This is a genomic window from Nostoc sp. DedQUE05, assembly GCF_034530955.1.
Classification (GTDB): domain Bacteria; phylum Cyanobacteriota; class Cyanobacteriia; order Cyanobacteriales; family Nostocaceae; genus Nostoc.
In genome coordinates, this window is the sequence record NZ_JAVRCB010000025.1 from 71,561 (window position 1) to 89,064 (window position 17,504).

Annotated in this window: 12 protein-coding genes and 1 pseudogene; 4 read left to right on the forward strand and 9 right to left on the reverse strand. The window is 43.4% G+C overall.

Translation table 11 applies throughout. The features are described 5' to 3' along the window. Positions 1-64: 64 nt before the first annotated feature. The 3 genes from RMZ42_RS19195 to RMZ42_RS19205 all read right to left on the reverse strand — a co-directional run bounded on the left by RMZ42_RS19195 (position 65) and on the right by RMZ42_RS19205 (position 5,095). Positions 65-640: a Uma2 family endonuclease gene (locus RMZ42_RS19195; RefSeq protein WP_322672889.1), complete on the reverse strand. Its 576-nt coding sequence runs from the start codon at positions 638-640 to the stop codon at positions 65-67. Positions 641-808: 168 nt separating this feature from the next. Further along, positions 809-1,888 carry a cytochrome P450 gene (locus RMZ42_RS19200; RefSeq protein ID WP_322672890.1) on the reverse strand — a complete coding sequence of 360 codons (1,080 nt, stop codon included), beginning with the start codon at positions 1,886-1,888 and terminating at the stop codon, positions 809-811. Positions 1,889-2,401: 513 nt separating this feature from the next. After that, positions 2,402-5,095: an HD family phosphohydrolase gene (locus RMZ42_RS19205; protein WP_322672891.1), complete on the reverse strand. Its 2,694-nt coding sequence runs from the start codon at positions 5,093-5,095 to the stop codon at positions 2,402-2,404. Here RMZ42_RS19205 and RMZ42_RS19210 point away from each other — a divergent pair. Beyond that, positions 5,048-5,212 carry a hypothetical protein gene (locus tag RMZ42_RS19210; RefSeq protein ID WP_322672928.1) on the forward strand — a complete coding sequence of 55 codons (165 nt, stop codon included), beginning with the start codon at positions 5,048-5,050 and terminating at the stop codon, positions 5,210-5,212. The genes RMZ42_RS19205 and RMZ42_RS19210 overlap by 48 nt on opposite strands. A 109-nt stretch (positions 5,213-5,321) precedes the next feature. Here the strand turns inward: RMZ42_RS19210 and RMZ42_RS19215 are convergent, their stop codons facing one another. The 4 genes from RMZ42_RS19215 to topA form a co-directional block, all read right to left on the reverse strand. Next, complete coding sequence (locus tag RMZ42_RS19215) at positions 5,322-6,263, reverse strand: ADP-ribosylglycohydrolase family protein (RefSeq protein WP_322672892.1); 942 nt, start codon at positions 6,261-6,263, stop codon at positions 5,322-5,324. 79 nt (positions 6,264-6,342) lie between these two features. Next, positions 6,343-6,807 (reverse strand): type II 3-dehydroquinate dehydratase, encoded by a 465-nt coding sequence (gene aroQ, locus RMZ42_RS19220; RefSeq protein WP_322672893.1) that lies wholly within the window; start codon positions 6,805-6,807, stop codon positions 6,343-6,345. 7 nt (positions 6,808-6,814) lie between these two features. Then, complete coding sequence (locus RMZ42_RS19225) at positions 6,815-6,955, reverse strand: hypothetical protein (protein ID WP_012410890.1); 141 nt, start codon at positions 6,953-6,955, stop codon at positions 6,815-6,817. Positions 6,956-7,369: 414 nt separating this feature from the next. Then, positions 7,370-10,021: a type I DNA topoisomerase gene (gene topA, locus RMZ42_RS19230; protein ID WP_322672894.1), complete on the reverse strand. Its 2,652-nt coding sequence runs from the start codon at positions 10,019-10,021 to the stop codon at positions 7,370-7,372. Between the two features lie 509 nt (positions 10,022-10,530). Between topA and RMZ42_RS19235 the strand changes: the two genes are divergently transcribed. The 3 genes from RMZ42_RS19235 (at position 10,531) to RMZ42_RS19245 (ending at position 12,082) form a co-directional block, all read left to right on the forward strand. Then, complete coding sequence (locus RMZ42_RS19235; protein ID WP_322672895.1) at positions 10,531-10,824, forward strand: hypothetical protein; 294 nt, start codon at positions 10,531-10,533, stop codon at positions 10,822-10,824. Continuing rightward, positions 10,811-11,860: a DUF6745 domain-containing protein gene (locus tag RMZ42_RS19240; RefSeq protein WP_322672896.1), complete on the forward strand. Its 1,050-nt coding sequence runs from the start codon at positions 10,811-10,813 to the stop codon at positions 11,858-11,860. The genes RMZ42_RS19235 and RMZ42_RS19240 overlap by 14 nt, the downstream gene beginning before the upstream one ends. Positions 11,861-11,923: 63 nt before the next feature. After that, complete coding sequence (locus RMZ42_RS19245; RefSeq protein ID WP_322672897.1) at positions 11,924-12,082, forward strand: hypothetical protein; 159 nt, start codon at positions 11,924-11,926, stop codon at positions 12,080-12,082. Between the two features lie 7 nt (positions 12,083-12,089). Here RMZ42_RS19245 and RMZ42_RS19250 read toward each other — a convergent pair. Together RMZ42_RS19250 and RMZ42_RS19255 are read right to left on the reverse strand one after the other, a co-directional pair. Continuing rightward, positions 12,090-13,169, reverse strand: a pseudogene (locus RMZ42_RS19250) (response regulator). A 27-nt stretch (positions 13,170-13,196) separates the two neighbouring features. Then, positions 13,197-17,501, reverse strand: a complete 4,305-nt coding sequence (locus tag RMZ42_RS19255; protein ID WP_416211824.1) for a PAS domain S-box protein — start codon at positions 17,499-17,501, stop codon at positions 13,197-13,199. Positions 17,502-17,504: the final 3 nt, after the last annotated feature.

Here is a 17,504-nt window from a genome sequence, read left to right on the forward strand (position 1 = left end):
AATTTGTATTACATTAGAGTTGCAAGTTCTGCCGATTTTGAAATGAGTGAAATTGAGCGATCGCTTAACTCAAAATCTGCGTCAAATCCAGCACAAATCCAGGCAATACATCCTCTCCTGATAAGCTAGTAGGCGATTGCAAAACCTCAATATCCTGTCCTGGACGGTAAATTTCTACCTGTTGGTTTTGCGGATCGATCAGCCATCCTAAACGCACACCGTTGTCAATGTATTCCTGCATTTTTTCTTGCACTGTCTTTAAGCTGTCTGAAGCAGAGCGTAATTCTACCGCCAAATCTGGAGCGAGTGGTAGGAATTTGTCGGGGTCTGGATTCAGGGCTTCTAATCGCTCTCGGCTGACCCAAGATGCATCTGGAGAGCGATTTGCACCATTGGGGAGTTTAAAACCCGTTGAAGAGTCAAAAGTTAAACCTGTGCCATCAGCGTCAGCCCAATTACCTAAGCGCTGTGTCAATCTACTATTTCGATTTCCACTTTCCCATCCAGTTGGTGGCATGATAATTAATTCTCCCTCTGCTGTGCGCTCAAGTCGCAAATCTCGATTATTCTGACACAGTTGGAAGAACTGCTCATCTGTTAGTTCAATGGTGGGGCTAAGGTTCAGAATCAGGGCAGTCATAATTGCCTCTTAATCTTGCTAACTGTAGCGTAGCACTTGGTTGACATACTAGGTTATCTATTTATCGAGATGAGGTTTTAGCTCAGTATATAAATTGGAATAAATTTTATAAAAGAGTAAAATCAATTTTTATCAATCACCGCAAGGTGTGCAGATAGTTCATCTTCTTCAGGGTTCGGTGTACAGTTCTGGTAAACGGTGAGTCAGCATCGGTGAGATGGTCACAAACCAACCAGCAGGGATGCAATAACCTGCATACTCAATATCTTTAAGGACGCCACGATTATAGGCATACACTGGCGGATACAGCCTTTCTGCTTCTTTGAGGACGTTGGTTAAATCTGGAAGTTGTTTGAGATGGGACAGGTTAAGGGGATTATTTCCCACAACTGCTAATTGTTCTTTACGCAGTTGCTCTCGCCATTCTGGATGATTACCTAATTCAAAAATTACCCAACTCAGCAAAGAGGCTGTCGTCTCATGTCCAGCAAATAGTAATAATAGTGCCTCGTTGATTATCTGTGCTTCGCTCAACTTATTGCCGTCTTCATCAACAGCTACTAGCAGCAATCCTAAAACATCTTTTGATTCTTCTAAGTTACCTTGCTCGATACGCTGTGCGATTTCTTGACGCAAGAAAGCTACTAACTTACCCCTAGCATTTTGACCGCGACCATATAAAGTAAAAGGGACATTCAATTTGAATATCGCCATACTGCTCTCTAGCAGTTGTGTAAACCACTGACTAGTTTGCTCAACTTCGCTCTTGTTCTGACTTCCCAAAAACAGGCGAGTCGCAACCATTAGGGTAAGCTGACGGAAACTAGAATTTAAGGAAATCGTTCCCCGTCCCCAATCTTTGAGGAAGTCTTGCACGATGTTTTGGATGGTGTCGAAATATGTAGCGATCGCTTTGCCGTGAAATGCTGGATACATTAAACGACGAGTTAGGCGATGTTCTTCCCCATCTTGTAATAAGATATTATTGCCAAATGTTGATTCTAAGAAATACCACCCAATCCGCGACGACATATTTTCCGCCTGTTCCACCAGCACCAGGCGATTAGCATCAGGGCCAATTAAATAAGCACGTTTACGCCCCATAACGCTCGTTTTAAAAACTGAACCATGCTGCTGGAATCTTCGCCATAGATACAGTTCTAAATCCCGAAATATTTCTAAAGTCTCCCCCAAGATAGGCAAGCCATAACTACCAGGCATTTCCTCGACGGATTTTAGTTGCCGCATATTTGAGTACCTCCAGCAGTAATTAGCTACAATTTAATTGTAAAGCGCAGTTAGACTTTGCAAATCTAAACTACCAATTGTGGTAGAGTTTTTCTGCGTAGAACATAATCTCTTCATTTGGCAATCTTATTTTTGGTTTTTGCCGAGGATACAAACTTTCAACTGTACCTGTACCCCGTTCAATAACTGTAGATACTGCTTGTAAAACTGAGTTTTTAAACAGGAATTTTATTAAAGATTGACGACTTTGGCATACATAAAAATAAATGTCTTGGTAAGTTTTTTGTTAAGGATAGTAATTCTGCCTTACCTTGAAGCTATGGTGGAAAGTTCTTCAATCAGTTGATTTAGACTTATGCCTTTGGCTTGATCAAGTTATTTTAATCTATTGTGTTTTTTCTCTGGTAAACGAATAGTTAAAGTAGCTATTTTTGTCTAATTCCTAATAAATTATTCGGTTTTTAAAATTGATAAGTTAGGGAATAACAATTCAACATTTTGGAAACCTTTCATTTACGAATTCCGCCCAGTGCTACTAGCCTTCAACTTCGGATAAGCAATCCGTTTGTGATGAAATTGCTCCCAAACATCCACAAATATCTGGGCAATTTGTGACATTTCTTCTCGCGTTAGTCCTGAATCTACAAGTTGATTGTCTTGCCACTTGGCACGCAGGATATTATTTAGCATTGCTAAAGCTTGTTCTGTGGAGACATCTTTAACCGATCGCTTTTCTCCCACAGATTTAGCCGATACTTGCAGCGATCGCAGCGCCGCCTCACAAGAATCTGCTAACATGACAATTCCGGTTTCCCGTGATTGGGGAATTGGCCCATCGTAACGAAAATCTGCGTCGTCTACAGTTAAACTTGGATCTGACTGAGCCATTTGCTGGGCTTGGTGATGGAAATAAGCAATCAGCATCGTTCCCTGATGCTCTGGAATAAAAGCTTGAATCGCCGTAGGTAAAAGGTGTTTACGCGCCATTACCAACCCTTCACTTACGTGCTTTTTGATAATTTCTGCACTCTTCCAAGGATCTTTAATCTCTGTATCGTGTTTATTCGGCCCCCCCATTTGATTTTCAATAAAGCCAAGAGGGTCGTGCATTTTGCCAATATCGTGATATAATGTTCCAGCCCTGACTAGTTCAACATTGCATCCTAATTCTTTGGCAGCAGCTTCAGCAAGAGTGGCTACAAGCAGTGTATGTTGAAAAGTTCCGGGAGTTTCAGTAGCAAGTCGTTTTAATAAAGGGCGGTTAGGGTTCGCCAGTTCTGCTAGGCGAATTGGGGTAACTAAATCAAAAACTTTTTCTAGATAAGGACTCAAACCCAAGGCGATAACACTCCAGCCTAAGCCGGATAAAGCAAATAATCCCGCTTCTTGGAAGACAATATACCAAGTTGAACCAAATACTTGACCAATTAAGATTTTAACAAACAGGTAAATGCCACCTTGAGTTAAGGCGATCGCAACGCCTAATAATGCCAATTCTTCACGCGATCGCAATCGTTGGGCAATATAACTACCTAATATTCCTCCTCCGACACCAGCTAAAAGCGCAGCCTTGCTCATATCCAAACTAATGCCTAATATCGGCCACAGCAGGCCGACAACTGTCAACCCCAAGGTGGGGCCGTAAAAGCTTCCTAACAATAAACCAAGGGCGCTCCAGGTGGTATAGGGCAATCCGATGACGATTACTCCAGGCACACTCAGAGTTAGCAGTAATACTAACAGGCGATCGCGTTGTCGCAATTCGTAATCAATATGGCGTTCTACCCAGACAAAAATACCAATAGCGATCGCAATAATGCCTCCTAACTTCACCAACTCCTGCCACTTTACCTCCCGGCGAATCAGGCGATAATGCTCCAGCACCTCAAAGTCCCATGCAGTAATCTGCGCTCCTCTTTTGACAATCACCTCACCATGCCGTACCTTCACCATCACAGGTGGCACAACAGCCGCAGCCTTTTGAGCATTTTGTCTAGTTTGTTCTTCATCTTTTTGCAGATTCGGCTTGAGTACAGCTAACAACAGATTCTTTGCCAAAGTTTCAGCAGATTCTGGTACAAAGGTCTGTAATTGTAAACTCACCGCATCCTGTAAGATATTTTTTGGTAGTCCCTGTGGAATCCCTTGGGTGAGAATCCGTTCTGTACTCTGATGGATTCCCCATTGTGTTTTTTCCCATTCCACATCTGACAAATCTAAAAGTAGAGATTCCTCGTATACTGCTTCTGCACCAACAGTCTCTAACTGTAGAAGTTTGGCAGTGGCTTGGGTATATCTTTGGCGTGTTTGAGAAATTTTGCCAATTAGTAAAGACAAGTTTTTCTCAGAAGTTGTGAGACGGTAAGATTCTAGTTCTGCTACTCCTTGAGTAAAATCAGTGTTTTGAGAAAAATCTACTGGCTCTGTCTTTTTTGAACTCTGGGAATCAGATTTGGATGTGATGCGCGGCTGGCGTTTCTGATTGGATGAAGCGGTAGTTTGTTCGATTCCCTTCTTCTGCTGATTGTTACTATTTTCTACAGCCGATAGCAGTGCTTGCCATTCCAAGTCAGGACAAGAGCGGAGGTAACGTTGGCTAGAAATGGATAAAACTACAGGATCGAAAAAAGGAAAAGCTCCAGCAACAGCGCGAATTTCGTTGCCATCATCTAGAAGTTGTTGCAAATTTTCGTTAATTTTTTCGTTGATTCGCGCATCAAGCATCAACACCTGTAAGGAGCTTGTGCTGACGGCTTTGCGCTCGGCTTCAGTTTTTTTCCGATCTTCGATGCTAGCTGTGTAAGGCGCTGTAATCGTTTGGGGCGCGGGATGTCCTACTTGGAGTTGAGTCTGATTGTATAATTTATGACCAATAATCCCTGTAAGGGACACTACAGCGATCGCCAAAATCACCGAGTAACGCTGTTTATATGCCCAATCTAAACCGACTGTACAAATACTACTCTTAATCTTGACAGATTTTGCCTTTGACCTTAGCGCTCTTTCTTGTTTTCGGCGTTCGCTTTTCTCATTGGTTTTTGATAAAAATAGGAATACATTCTTGAGCATAGTCCTTAGAAGTTCCCTTCTATGGGTTTTACCTTTGGGACTTCTTATTAACTTTCCTTTACGGCGTAGTGTTTTGTACTGTCGCCGCCAGTGAGTCAATTGCTGGTTCAAGAACTGCAAAAATTGATGCATTTTCATTATCTCTACCTGCAATTGCCGACTTTGATAGCTCAAAAAAGACAATCATCAGGAAAGTTCGATCTGCGGCTGCAACTTGGTAGCGGGGGCTTTTTTATTGCTGATTTACCACAATAGCTAGCTACAAAATCAGTCCGAGGGTTTACTGAAAAATTCTAGTATATGAGATTAATACACGGTGGCGGAAGTTTACCTACTTTTAACCCCTTATCTGGTTAATTTAAGATTAACGCGACCGAATAACGCGAGGAGCTGCGTAAACTGAAAGCAAAGCCACCTCACATCCCTCCTCTGTTAACTCTTTTGGGTTTAAGGTAAGATTATACACTCCTGACCACACCCCCACAAATGCATCGGTCAATTCTAACACTTGGGAAAAGCTAGTTAATCCCCATACTGGAGAATTCCTCTGCAAGAGCAATTGCCAATTTACGGGAATTCCACCTATCCCGTTATATGCTCCCGACAAAGCACCAGTAATTGCACCTGTAGCCTGTGAATTTAGAAGCGTAGCACCTTGCAGTTGATAATTGTGATTGTGAGTAGCCTGTAAAACTGTTAGGCGAAAGTCTTCTAAGGTACTCAAAAAGCAGTAAAATGCCATAGCAATACTGTTACTGAGTTTTTCTTCCTTAGCAAACTCGGCTTGGGCTGTTGATAATCCAGCCCCTTGCTCTAATAAAGTCTGGACTCTTAATAATTTTTTTGGTATTGATGTCGGTGTTTCTCCGATAAAAGAAATTGTTTGTGGGATAAGAGTTAGAGGGTCAAGTTTTTCAGTTAGGGCAAGAGCGATCGCATATCCTACTGCTAGTGTTCCATCCCTGATTACTGGGTCATCCTCCCAGATTTTCAGCACACGCAGCAAGTTTTGTCGGAGCTTAATCGGATTTTCGTGAAAAAAAAGTGCTACTGGTAATGTGGCAATAATTATTTTTATCGAGATGTCATCAGTTGGGACTAAATGAGGAGATTCTTCTTGCTGACGCTCTATCCAATCATCTAAATCTAATCTACCCAAGGCAATCAAACTCTGGATACCCAGAATTGCTACTCTGCCTAAATCTGGGTAACTCTCAAACTGTACTTTACCACTAGGAGCTAAACTTCCTCCCAGGAATGCCCCAAGTAAAGTTCCTTTAAACCGACTTATAGGAGAGTAACGCATAAATTATGTAGTTAAAAGTGAGGAGTTAATGAAATATTACTAATTCCTAACTTTACTACCAACTCCTAACTCCTAACTCCTAACTCCTAACTCTTAAATGTTCTATCAAAGCTTGTAAGCCCAATAAGTAACTTTGAACGCCAAAACCACTTATTTGCCCGATCGCAACTGGGGCGATATAAGAATGATGGCGAAATTCTTCCCGGCGGTAAATATTACTCAGATGTACTTCCACTGTGGGCAAGTTAACAGCAGCGATCGCATCTCGCAAGGCCACACTTGTATGGGTGTACGCTCCTGCATTAATCAGAATTCCCTGATGTTGCCCTAACGCGCCATGAATACTATCTACCAAAATTCCTTCATGATTTGACTGCAAAGGAAAAACTTTCGCCTGTAATTTGAATGCTTCTTCTTCTAACAGGCGGTTAATTTCAGCTAGTGTCAACGAACCATAAATTCCTGGTTCTCGCTGTCCTAGCAAATTTAAGTTTGGCCCGTGCAGTGCCAGAATACTTAAGGGTTGTAACGCCGAGTTTACCACTGTGGGGTTAGTGGCGACGGCGCGAGCGATCGTTCACAGGAATCGGAATCAGTTCCGGTTCCGGTTCAGCCTCTGGCCCTAATAGGCTTTCAATTAACCTACGAGCTAATTCCTTAAGCTTTTCCAGCACCTTTTCTATATAGTCCATGAACCGATCGCTCCTGAGATACTACCTCAATTTTTGATTAACAGGTACGCAGAAAAAAACATACTTTCGCACCTCTGGCTTCCAATCGGGCTGATACACAATCTTGCATTTGGGCCCGCATTTGGGACATAAGCCACTTCTAAAATTTAGCGTTGTGTTTTCCCTTACTTTTTAGAGTATCACACTTGAACCTAATGAACTGTATCCTATCAAGGATGGATATCAAGGGTCAAGAGTTAAAAATCGGACTTTAGATAGACTATTGAGTAGGAATTTTAGATTTTAGATTTTGGATTAAGAGAATTTTGAGATTCATGCCTTGCCCGTTATGGGCGAAATAAATCTCAAAGACACGCCTTTGTCGCTAACGCTACGCTAGCGTAAATCTAAAATCCAAAATTGTTTGACTTAGCACTAGCCTTCTGTACTTTTTTTCTTTGCAGCGGTTGTTGATGATTTCGCAGTTGACTTAGATTTGGAAGTCGTTGATTTACTCGTTTTGCGAGTCGATTTTCCGGTCGATGTCTTAGCTGCCAACAAGTTCAGCGCCGCCGCCAGGGTTACATCTTCTACCGTTTGACCTTCTGGGATACTGACATTAGTTTTGCCATGCTTGATGTAAGGGCCATAGGGACCATCGTAGATGTTAATTGTTTCTCCATCTTCTGGATGCGTACCTAATTCGCGTAAGGCTGCCTTTGACTTGCTGTTGGTGGAACTGCGCCCCTTTTTGGGTTCGGATAATAGTTCCAATGCACGTTCTAGGTTAATTGTCAATACGTTATCAGCAGCTTTCAGAGAGCGGTAGTCTTTCCCCTCCTTACCCTGGTCATGAACCACATAAGGGCCAAAGCGTCCCAAACTTGCTTGAATTTTGCCGCCAGTAACTGGATGAACTCCTAATGTCCGAGGTAGTGCCAATAGACCAACAGCCATTTCTAGGGTAACGGTTTCTGGGGTAACACCTTTGGGTAGGGAGGCTTGTTTCGGTTTGGGGTTTTCGTCGGTTTTGTCACCCAATTGCACATAAGGCCCGTAAGCACCAATTTTCACATAAATCGGTTCGCCAGTTTCGGGATGGCGGCCTACCTGGTCAGGGCCTGTGATTTTTTGCCGCAGCAATACTTCTACCTGTTTGGGGTCGAGGTCGGCTGGTGTCAAGTCTTTGGGAATTGAGGCGGTGATCACCCCCTCACCGTTTTCGACTTCAATGTATGGGCCATATTTTCCAATGCGGACTTTGGCATCTAAATTTTCAAGTTCTACAGTCCTAGCTTTGGTGGCATCAATCTGACTTTCCTGCTCTTTTACCAGCGTTTCCAGTCCTTTGTCTCCCAGATAGAATTGCTGCAAGTAGGGTAGCCATTTCGCTTCACCTGTGGCAATATCATCGAGAGTTTGCTCCATCTTCGAGGTAAAACTGGGATCGACAACATCCGGGAAATGTTTTTCCAGCAAGTCGGTGACTGCAAAAGCGGTGAAGGTAGGAATAAGAGCGTTACTTACTAAATGGGCATAACCTTTGTCGATGATGGTGCCAATGATGCTGGCGTAAGTACTGGGACGACCGATACCTTCGCTTTCTAAGGTTTTCACTAAAGTTGCTTCGGTGTATCTAGCTGGCGGTTGGGTTTCGTGTCCAACTGCTTCCAGTTCTGTACAATCGGGGCGATCGCCCACTTTCAGATTTGGTAAAATAACTTCCTGGTCTTCCAGTGCTGCTTCTGGGTCGTCTGAACCTTCAACGTAGGCACGTAAGTATCCGGGAAATTCAATCCGTTTGCCAGAAGAACGGAATCCAGCATCCTCGACTTGCAATTGCACGGTAATTTGAGTTTGCCGGGAATCAGCCATTTGACAAGCAACAGTCCGCTTCCAAATCAAATCGTAAACGGCAAGTTCTCGACCGCCCAAACCAGTTTCTTGGGGGGTGCGGAAGGTGCTACCCGCTGGACGAATTGCTTCGTGCGCCTCTTGTGCGCCTTTGGATTTGGTGGTGTATTGCCGGGGTTGGGGACTGAGGTATTGTTGACCGTAGAGCTTTTCTACACAACTGCGAGCAGCTGCGATCGCTTGGTCTGACAAATGCACCGAATCTGTCCGCATATAGGTAATATACCCTTGCTCGTACAAATTCTGGGCAACCCGCATTGTGTCACGGGCTGAGAGACGCAGTTTCCGGTTAGATTCTTGTTGCAACGTCGAAGTGGTGAACGGTGGCGACGGTTTGCGCGTGACTGGGCGTTCTTCGATGTCGTTAACATTCCAGGTTTTCCCAGTTAGGCGTTCCTTGAGGGCTACCGCTTGTTCAACGTTTAGCAACAAGACATTACGACCTGCGGTAATTTGTCCGGTTGCGGCATCAAAATCGCTGCCGTTAGCAATTTTGGTTCCTCCCAGTGTTACCAACTGGGCAGCAAAGGGGGTTTTTTCCTTTGACAAACTAGCTTTCAAATCCCAGTATGTACCCTCATGGAAAGCGCGGCGTTGGCGTTCCCTAGTAACTAAAAGCCTCACAGCTACAGATTGTACCCGCCCAGCAGATAATCCCCAGGCGATTTTTTTCCATAGCAGGGGAGACAGGGTATAGCCGACAAGCCGATCTAAAATCCGCCGCGTTTCTTGGGCGCGAACCAACTGCTCATCAATATTGCGGCAGTCTTTCAGAGCTTTTTTGATCGCCTCTTGGGTAATTTCGTGAAACACCATCCGCTTAGTCGGAACTTTCGGCTTCAGTAGTTGGTATAAATGCCAACTAATGCTTTCACCTTCCCGGTCTTCGTCTGTTGCCAGAATCAGTTCATCTACATCCTTGAGGGCATCTTTGAGCTGGGTAACAATTTTCTTTTTGTCTTTCGGGACAACATATACCGGTTCAAAGTCGGCGTCCACATTTACCCCTAGCTGTGCCCATGATTCCCCTTTGACGGCAGCGGGAATTTCACTAGCCGACTGGGGTAGGTCACGCACATGACCCATAGACGCCTCCACCCGATAGCCTGCTGGCAGGTAGTTGCGAATGGTACGAGCTTTGGTTGGAGATTCGACGATGACGAGAGTTGACATGGAAATTTCAATAAAAAGAAGAGCTACTAAGCTAAACAGTCAAATTGAGGTAACTTTTACAAATTGTCAAGATAAATGGTCACGCTTAGGGCGGTGATTTAATCCTCACATAAACTGCCTGTTTGGGAGAAAATCCGCTGAACTTAATGCCCAGTCTGTCCCAGAGGATAAATGAGGATACGCTGGGTCTGAATTTCCAGCTATTTCAATCTTTAACTTATCTAACGCATAATTGGCGACTACAGTTTTCAAAATATTCTTTAATTGGGAAATTGGGCATGGGGCATGGGGCATTGGGCATGGAAGATGAGAAAGCAAGGAACAGGGAGACAAGGTGACTTGAGTGAGTACTTATAACAAGTCTTTCTCCTTATCCTTCCTCTTCACAATGCCCAATGACCCATGCCCCATGCCCAATGCCCCACTTTAATAAAGCTTGTGCCAAAATTAAACCAAACTTGAGAGGAAAAGCGAAGTAGCATTTATACCTATATCAGGAAAGCAAAACTATGCAACCAATTCGTCAGGGTGATGTTATTTTACTACCTGTGCAACAGGTTGAAGGACAAAAAATACCTCACTTAACTTTGGCAGAAGGCGAAGTTACGGGGCATAAGCATCGCATTACTGAGGGAAACGCCGAATTATACGAGAAAGATAGCACACTTTATTTACGTGTGTTTTCAGAGTCGGCATTGCTTGCCCATGAGGAGCATAAAGCTATTTCTATTCCCCAAGGTGATTGGATAGTGAAAATTCAACGGGAATACGAGCCTGAAGGTTGGCGATATGTCGCTGATTGAAAAGTTAACGCCTGAGCAAGAGGCTTTGATTCCAGTTTATCGGGAGAAGTGGAGAGCGATCGCGCTTTCAACTGAGCGGATTGATCGTGAAAAAGCGGCCAAGGTGGTAAAAGCTGCTTATGTATTTGTGGGATTATCTAAGCCTGAGATTTTATTTTTTGATAGTCCCTATGCTGCTTGGGCTGCTATTAATGGTGGCTTGAAGAGCAAATTGGAATATAAGTTATATCAAGGATTATGGAAGTTAATTTTTGGTTTGCGTGAGATATATCAACACCTACATATAGAAATTATTAATAAATTAAGTGCAGAATTTTCTAGCGATGCTTATATTTTATTAAGGCAAGATTCATTGTATTTAGGTATACCTTTAATAAATGAATTAGATGATACAGAGCAAGATGTAGCATCATTAGTAGATTGCTGTATTTCCCCTACAAAAATCCTTCTTAATGGAATTGATAAGGATTTTTGTATTTCAGTGTTAAATTGTACTCATAACTCAAGAAAATGGAATTTATTTCAGGCGATAATTAAGGATTGTGGTTGGATTTTTACATTTGAAAAAATTTGTATAGTATGCGATCGCCCCCTTCACCTGCGCTTCGACAATCAAAATCGCCTCCACGCGGAAGGCGAACCCGCAATAGAGTATGCCGATGGATTTAGCCTTTACTTCTATCACGATGTAACCTTACCTGAAAAATATGGTAAGGTCCACCCTGAACAATGGCAATCTCAATGGCTTTTATCAGAGGAAAACGCAGAGCTACGGCGAGTACTAATTCAGGGTATCGGTTACGCTAGAATTTGCGAAGAATTGCAAGCTATTGAATTAGATAATTGGCATGAATATACACTATTAGGAATTGATAACAATGTGGATATCGAGCCGATTTATTTATTAAAAATGACTTGCCCTAGTACAGGGTTTATTCACGCCTTGCGAGTTCCACCAAATATGAACTCAGCGCGTGAAGCAATTAGCTGGGTAAATTGGGGTGTAGATCCAGAAGAATTTGGTGTGCAAACATAATTACTTAAAGTACTTCCCCATTTAGAAATTGTTCAAGTAGATGAAAGTTTTTGATTAGTAAAAATGATTCACACGCTAACACCTGAGCAAGAGGCTTTGATTCCAATTTATCGGGAGAAGTGGAGAGCGATCGCTAAATTTCAAGGTAATGACAATCCATTCATGCTAGATGTCACATTAGCAGAAAGGACATACTATAAATTCTTAAATGCAGTAACTTGAGAGTTAATTATTTATTTTTGAGTAGTACAGTGAAGATACTACCATTTGGATAATTATCTTCGATGGTAATTGTACCAGAATGTGCCTCGATCGCCATTTTGCAGAAAGCCAATCCTAAACCAATTTGCGAAACTTCTGGTATCGAAGTTCCAATTTCATACTTCTCGAAAATGATTTGTCGTAACTCCAGACTTACTCCCGAACCAGAATCAGCGACTTGCACTTTTACACCGCCTGCTGCTAAATACTCTCCCCGTAGGGTAACTTGAGACTTGGACGGGGAGAACTTAATGGCATTGGAGAGCAAATTATCCAGCACTCGACGAAAGATAACTGCATCTATTGCAACAATGCCACCAGGTTCGGGTAGTTCGCGTATCAGAGTCAGGTTCTTTTGATTTGCGATCGCCTCAATACCTGCTAATGCTGACATACACAGCGTACAAAGGTCTACTTCTGTGTAATTGAGAACCATTTTCCCAGATTCCAGCTTTGCCATAATCAGCAAGCTATCGATTAACGATTGTAGTTGTTGTCCAGCAACTAAAATTTGATTGACTTTTCCTTGATGCTATTCAAATGACAAACCTTGCAACCGTAGAATCTCTGCGCCTAAAACAATACTGGTAAGTGGATTTCGCAAATCGTGTACAATCATATTTACCATGTCTTCTCGCAGTTTTAGCAATACTTGCATGTTGTCGTATTGCTGTTTAATCCGCAACATGGAATGAACTCTAGCTCGTAATTCCACACCATTGACGGGTTTACTAATAAAGTCATCTGCACCCGTCGCCAGACATCGAGCCAAATCCTCTTTATCGGTTAATGCTGTCACCATAATAATCGGCACTGCTTGCCATTGTGGATTGGCTTTGATGCGTCGGCAGACTTCCATCCCATCAAGATCGGGCATCATCACATCTAATAAAATCAGATCGGGCTGAAAACTGTTGAGGCGGTTTAGAGCTTGTTGACCACTAGGAGCGTAGTATAGCTGGTAGTTTTCACCATCCAGCAAGGTTTCAATTACATCAAAGTTATCGGGTTCATCATCGATTACTAAAATAGAGAGTTGATTATCCATCGAGAATTTCCGTTACCTTCCTAAAAGTTATTGAATTGTGGTTACAAGCTGTTTAAGTTTTACGGGTTTGGTCAAATATTCGTTAGCTCCAGCTGCAAAACTTGTTTCGCGATCGCCGGGCATAGCTAACGCCGTTAGTGCAATTATGGGAATATGCACAAATTGTGATTCTTTACGAATGTGGCGGATGGCTTCCAACCCATCCATTCCCGGCATTTGAATGTCCATCACAATTAAGTCAGGGCGTTGAACTCTGACAAGATCGATAGCTTGTTGTCCATTGTTTGCCAAAATGAGATGATACCCTCGACTTTCAAGATAGCCAGACATCGTATCAATATTTGCTTGATTATCTTCTGCCAACAAAATCAAAGGAGTTTCCAAAAAGACTTCTGGCAATACAATTAAATTTGGCGAGTTAGAACGGGCAGGATGTTGTAATTTCTCTATAGTTACCTGAAGTTGAGCGCGGGTAATGGGTTTGACCAGATATTCAAACGCTCCCTGAGCTAGTCCTTTGCTATGTTCATCCACAACTGAAATGATGATCGTTGGAATATCTTTGGTTTTTGGGTTGGTCTTGAGTTGATTTAGCACCTCCCAACCCGATAGATTCGGTAGTTGTAGATCGAGAATGATTAGAGCAGGTTGAACTCGCACCACCTCTTCTACGGCTCCTTCACCTTGGGGATAGATGATAGATTGCATTCCCATTTCGTTGAAATAACGAGTAATCTGATCGGCCGCCGCCACAGAATCTTCAATAATCACAACTTGAGCATTTTCAGCAATTAAGGGATAGCTAGGTAATGAAGTAGTTACCTGCGTCCTGAGAAGATTATCGCTGGTACGATAGGGAATGCGAACGGTAAAACAACTTCCCTTTCCAACTTCACTGCTAACTAAGACTCTTCCTCCATGTAGGGTAATAATCTTTTGTACCAGTGCCAAACCTAGACCAGTGCCACTGTACTGGCGGTTAAGGCTGCTGTCAAGCTGGATAAAAGGCTGAAACAGCTTGCCAATTTCTTCAGGGGCGATACCGATGCCGGTGTCAGTGATATAGAAGCAGAGATTTGGGAAAGATGAGGAAAACAAGGAAGAATTTACTTCCCCTTCTCCCCTGCTCCCCTGCCCCTCTGCCCCCTCCAGCCTGACTTCTAGCGTTACAGATCCCCATTCTGGCGTAAACTTGACAGCGTTACTTAACAGGTTGATCAGTACTTGATGCAGGCGGCGATCGTCTACTTGGATGCTGTCAATATTGTCAGAAATATGAATACTAAGACGAATACTTTTTTTCAAAGCCATCTGTTTGACAAAGGCGAGGCTGGCATCACAGAGGCTCCTAACAGAAACATCACTCAATTGCAGTTCCAGTTTGCCAGATTCGATTTTAGACAAATCTAGAATGTCGTTGATTAGTTCTAGTAAATGTCTGCCACTGCACTCAATAGTAGCGATCGCTTTTGCTTGTCTTTCATTAATGGAGCCGAATACACTTTCTTGTAAGCCCTCTGACATACCCAAAATCGCATTAAGAGGTGTTCGCAATTCATGGCTCATGTTTGCGAGAAATTCGTCTTTGAGGCGAGTGGCGCGGGCAAGTTCCATATTGGCGTTAGCAAGCTGCTCATTCGTTTGCCGCAATTGTGCTTCGGCTTGTTTGCGTTCTGTGATATCTTCGTGAGATACCACTACGCCAATCACCTCTTTGGCGCTATTGGTCAGGGGAATTTTATTAGTTCGTAGCCAGAGTTGTTCGCCATTAGCCCCTTCAAATGGCTCCTCATAGCCTAGCTTAGGTGTTCGAGTATTCATCACCATCTCATCGTCTGCACAGTAAAGGTGTGCCAACTTTGCCCAAGGTAATTCAAAATCGGTCTTGCCGATAATTTCATCGGCTGTCAGTTGAGAATGGTCGATAAATGCTGGATTACAGCCGAGAAAGCGTGATTGGCGGTCTTTCCAGAAAACACGTTGCGGAAATGTATCTAGTACAGTTTGCAGCATTTTACGTGATTCTTCCAGTTCTTGCGCGGTCTGTTTGCGTTCGCGGATATCAAACAGGGTGGTGCGGCTGTATAGATAGTTACCCTCTGCATCCTTGACAACAGTAGCGCTTACCAGCACTGGGAAAACTGTGCCATCTTTACAAATCATGTCAAATTCCACATCCTTCAACGAACCCTGCTTTTTGAAGTGAGGATAGTTTTGTGCGAAGGACAAGCGACTGGCTGGGGTGAAAAAATTCAGCAGGGGTTGACCAATCATTTCCTCATGCGTATAACCCAACCATTGCAGTTCAGTCTCGTTGACCTTGAGCAATCGGCCTTCGCTATCGAGGGAATGATAGCCACAGGGAGCATTATTATATAAATCTTCGACCTCATGGGCATATTTCGCCAATGCCTCTTGTGCCTCTTTTCGTTCGCTGATATCAGCGATCCGAACTAGATTCATGGTGCGTCCGGCTACAGTAATCGGCTTGGCTGCAATGTTTCCCCAGAAAATCTTACCCTGAAGAGTAATATATTCAATCTCTAGGCTCCAGAAACCTTTTGACTGCATATCTCTGACGATCGCATCCGTTTCGTTGGTAGTGAATGGCCGCAACTGGAGTGTCTGCCCATTGATATCGATCAATTCAGCGTTGTCAACCGCCTCAAACATTTCTACTGCCCGCCGATTGCAATCTAGGGTGAGCAGGGTTTGCGGATCGACTAGAAAAATGGCATCGGCAGATTCGTTAAAAATTGCTTCTCGCAAATCCCGATTGTGGATGAGTTCCTCTTCGGCTTGTTTGCGTTCGCTGATATCATAGTTAACCCCAATCATCTGTACAGGTTCACCCTGTTGGGCACGCTTGAGAATGCTGTAGCCTTTAAGATAACGAATTTCTCCACTTGGTTGAACGATGCGGAACTCGACATTATATTCTTGCTTTCCTAGCAAAACTTGCTCTATAGTTTCCAACATATAAGGGCGATCGTCTGGGTGCAGGCAGTTTAACCAAGCATCAAAAGAACCGTCAAAATCAGTGTTGCTCACTCCATACAGTTCGTACATCCGATCGTCCCAAATCTGCTTTGCTTGGACGAAATCATATTCCCAAATACCAAATCCTCCAGAACTGATAGCTATGGTTAGCCGTTCGGAGAGGTGATGCAACTGTTCTTCTGCTTGTTTGCGTTCGCGCAGCGCAGCTTGCTGTTCGCTGATATCTGTCAGCGTGCCGATGTAGCCAATAATGGTGTCGTTGGTGTTGATTTCAGGTAACACTTGGACATAGAACCAGTTGATGCTGCCATCTGGGCGTAGATGTCTGCCCTCACTCTGATAGAATTCCCTTGGATTAACATGTTCTTGCTCAAATTTTAGAGACCATTCCCTGCCCAAACGCTCGGCGTCTTCTGGGTGCAAAGCCTGTAGCCAACCTATCCCCAATGCTGCCTGTGTTGGTCTACCAGTCATCTCACTCGAGCGATCGTTAGCATAGATGCAGTTACCAAAGGCATCCAGTCGGAAAATAGCTACAGGAGCAGCTTCTGCCAAATTTGCATAACGGAGTTCGCTGTCTCGCAGGGCTGTCTCTATTTGTTTTTGCTGGGTAATATCTTTGGCAATACCCAGAAAGCCGATATTGTTTCCTTCTAGATCCTGGAGAATTTTTACTGACAGAAATACAGGGAACCGAGAGCCATCTTTACGAATGTAAGTCCATTCGTTTTCATAGGTATTTCCGTCTTGAGTGACGATAGTAAAAAATTCCCTACCAGGTGCAATTTCCCTACCCAATTTCAACGAGAGTTCTGCTGCTCGTTGTTTGAGTTCATCTGGGTCGTGAAATGTAGTTGGATTTATTTGCCGAACAACTTCATCTGCTGTGTAGCCCAACATTTTCTGAGCAGCTGCGTTGAAGGTTTGAATGCCATTTGAGTTATTAGAAATAATGGCATAGTCAGTACCATCTAAAATAGCTTGTTGCAAATTAGCGATCGCTAACAATTGAGCTTCTGCCTGTTTGCGTTGTGTAATGTTAATATGGCAACCAATCATCCGCAGGGGATTGCCGTCTCGATCCCACGCAATAACGCGACCGGAACAAATGACCCAAACGGTAGAACCATTTTTATGTCTATATCTCACCTCATTATAAAAGGGGATTTGTCCGCGACTTTGGACGTGTTGCTCAAAAAGTTCCAGAACACCTGGTAAATCCTCTGGAAAAATCAGGCGTTGCCAACTCTCTGGTGTATTTGGCAATTCACGATCTTCATAGCCGAACATCTGCTTGAAGGTTAAGCTCAAGTACTCCTGATTGCCCGGAATATC

Bases quoted from the DNA above. Each gene is read 5' to 3' on its own strand.
- RMZ42_RS19195 (WP_322672889.1), bottom strand. From the start codon at position 640: ATGACTGCCCTGATTCTGAACCTTAGCCCCACCATTGAACTAACAGAT.
- RMZ42_RS19200 (WP_322672890.1), bottom strand. From the start codon at position 1,888: ATGCGGCAACTAAAATCCGTCGAGGAAATGCCTGGTAGTTATGGCTTG.
- RMZ42_RS19205 (WP_322672891.1), bottom strand. From the start codon at position 5,095: ATGAAAATGCATCAATTTTTGCAGTTCTTGAACCAGCAATTGACTCAC.
- RMZ42_RS19215 (WP_322672892.1), bottom strand. From the start codon at position 6,263: ATGCGTTACTCTCCTATAAGTCGGTTTAAAGGAACTTTACTTGGGGCA.
- RMZ42_RS19225 (WP_012410890.1), bottom strand. From the start codon at position 6,955: ATGGACTATATAGAAAAGGTGCTGGAAAAGCTTAAGGAATTAGCTCGT.
- topA (WP_322672894.1), bottom strand. From the start codon at position 10,021: ATGTCAACTCTCGTCATCGTCGAATCTCCAACCAAAGCTCGTACCATT.
- RMZ42_RS19235 (WP_322672895.1), top strand. From the start codon at position 10,531: ATGCAACCAATTCGTCAGGGTGATGTTATTTTACTACCTGTGCAACAG.
- RMZ42_RS19240 (WP_322672896.1), top strand. From the start codon at position 10,811: ATGTCGCTGATTGAAAAGTTAACGCCTGAGCAAGAGGCTTTGATTCCA.
- RMZ42_RS19245 (WP_322672897.1), top strand. From the start codon at position 11,924: ATGATTCACACGCTAACACCTGAGCAAGAGGCTTTGATTCCAATTTAT.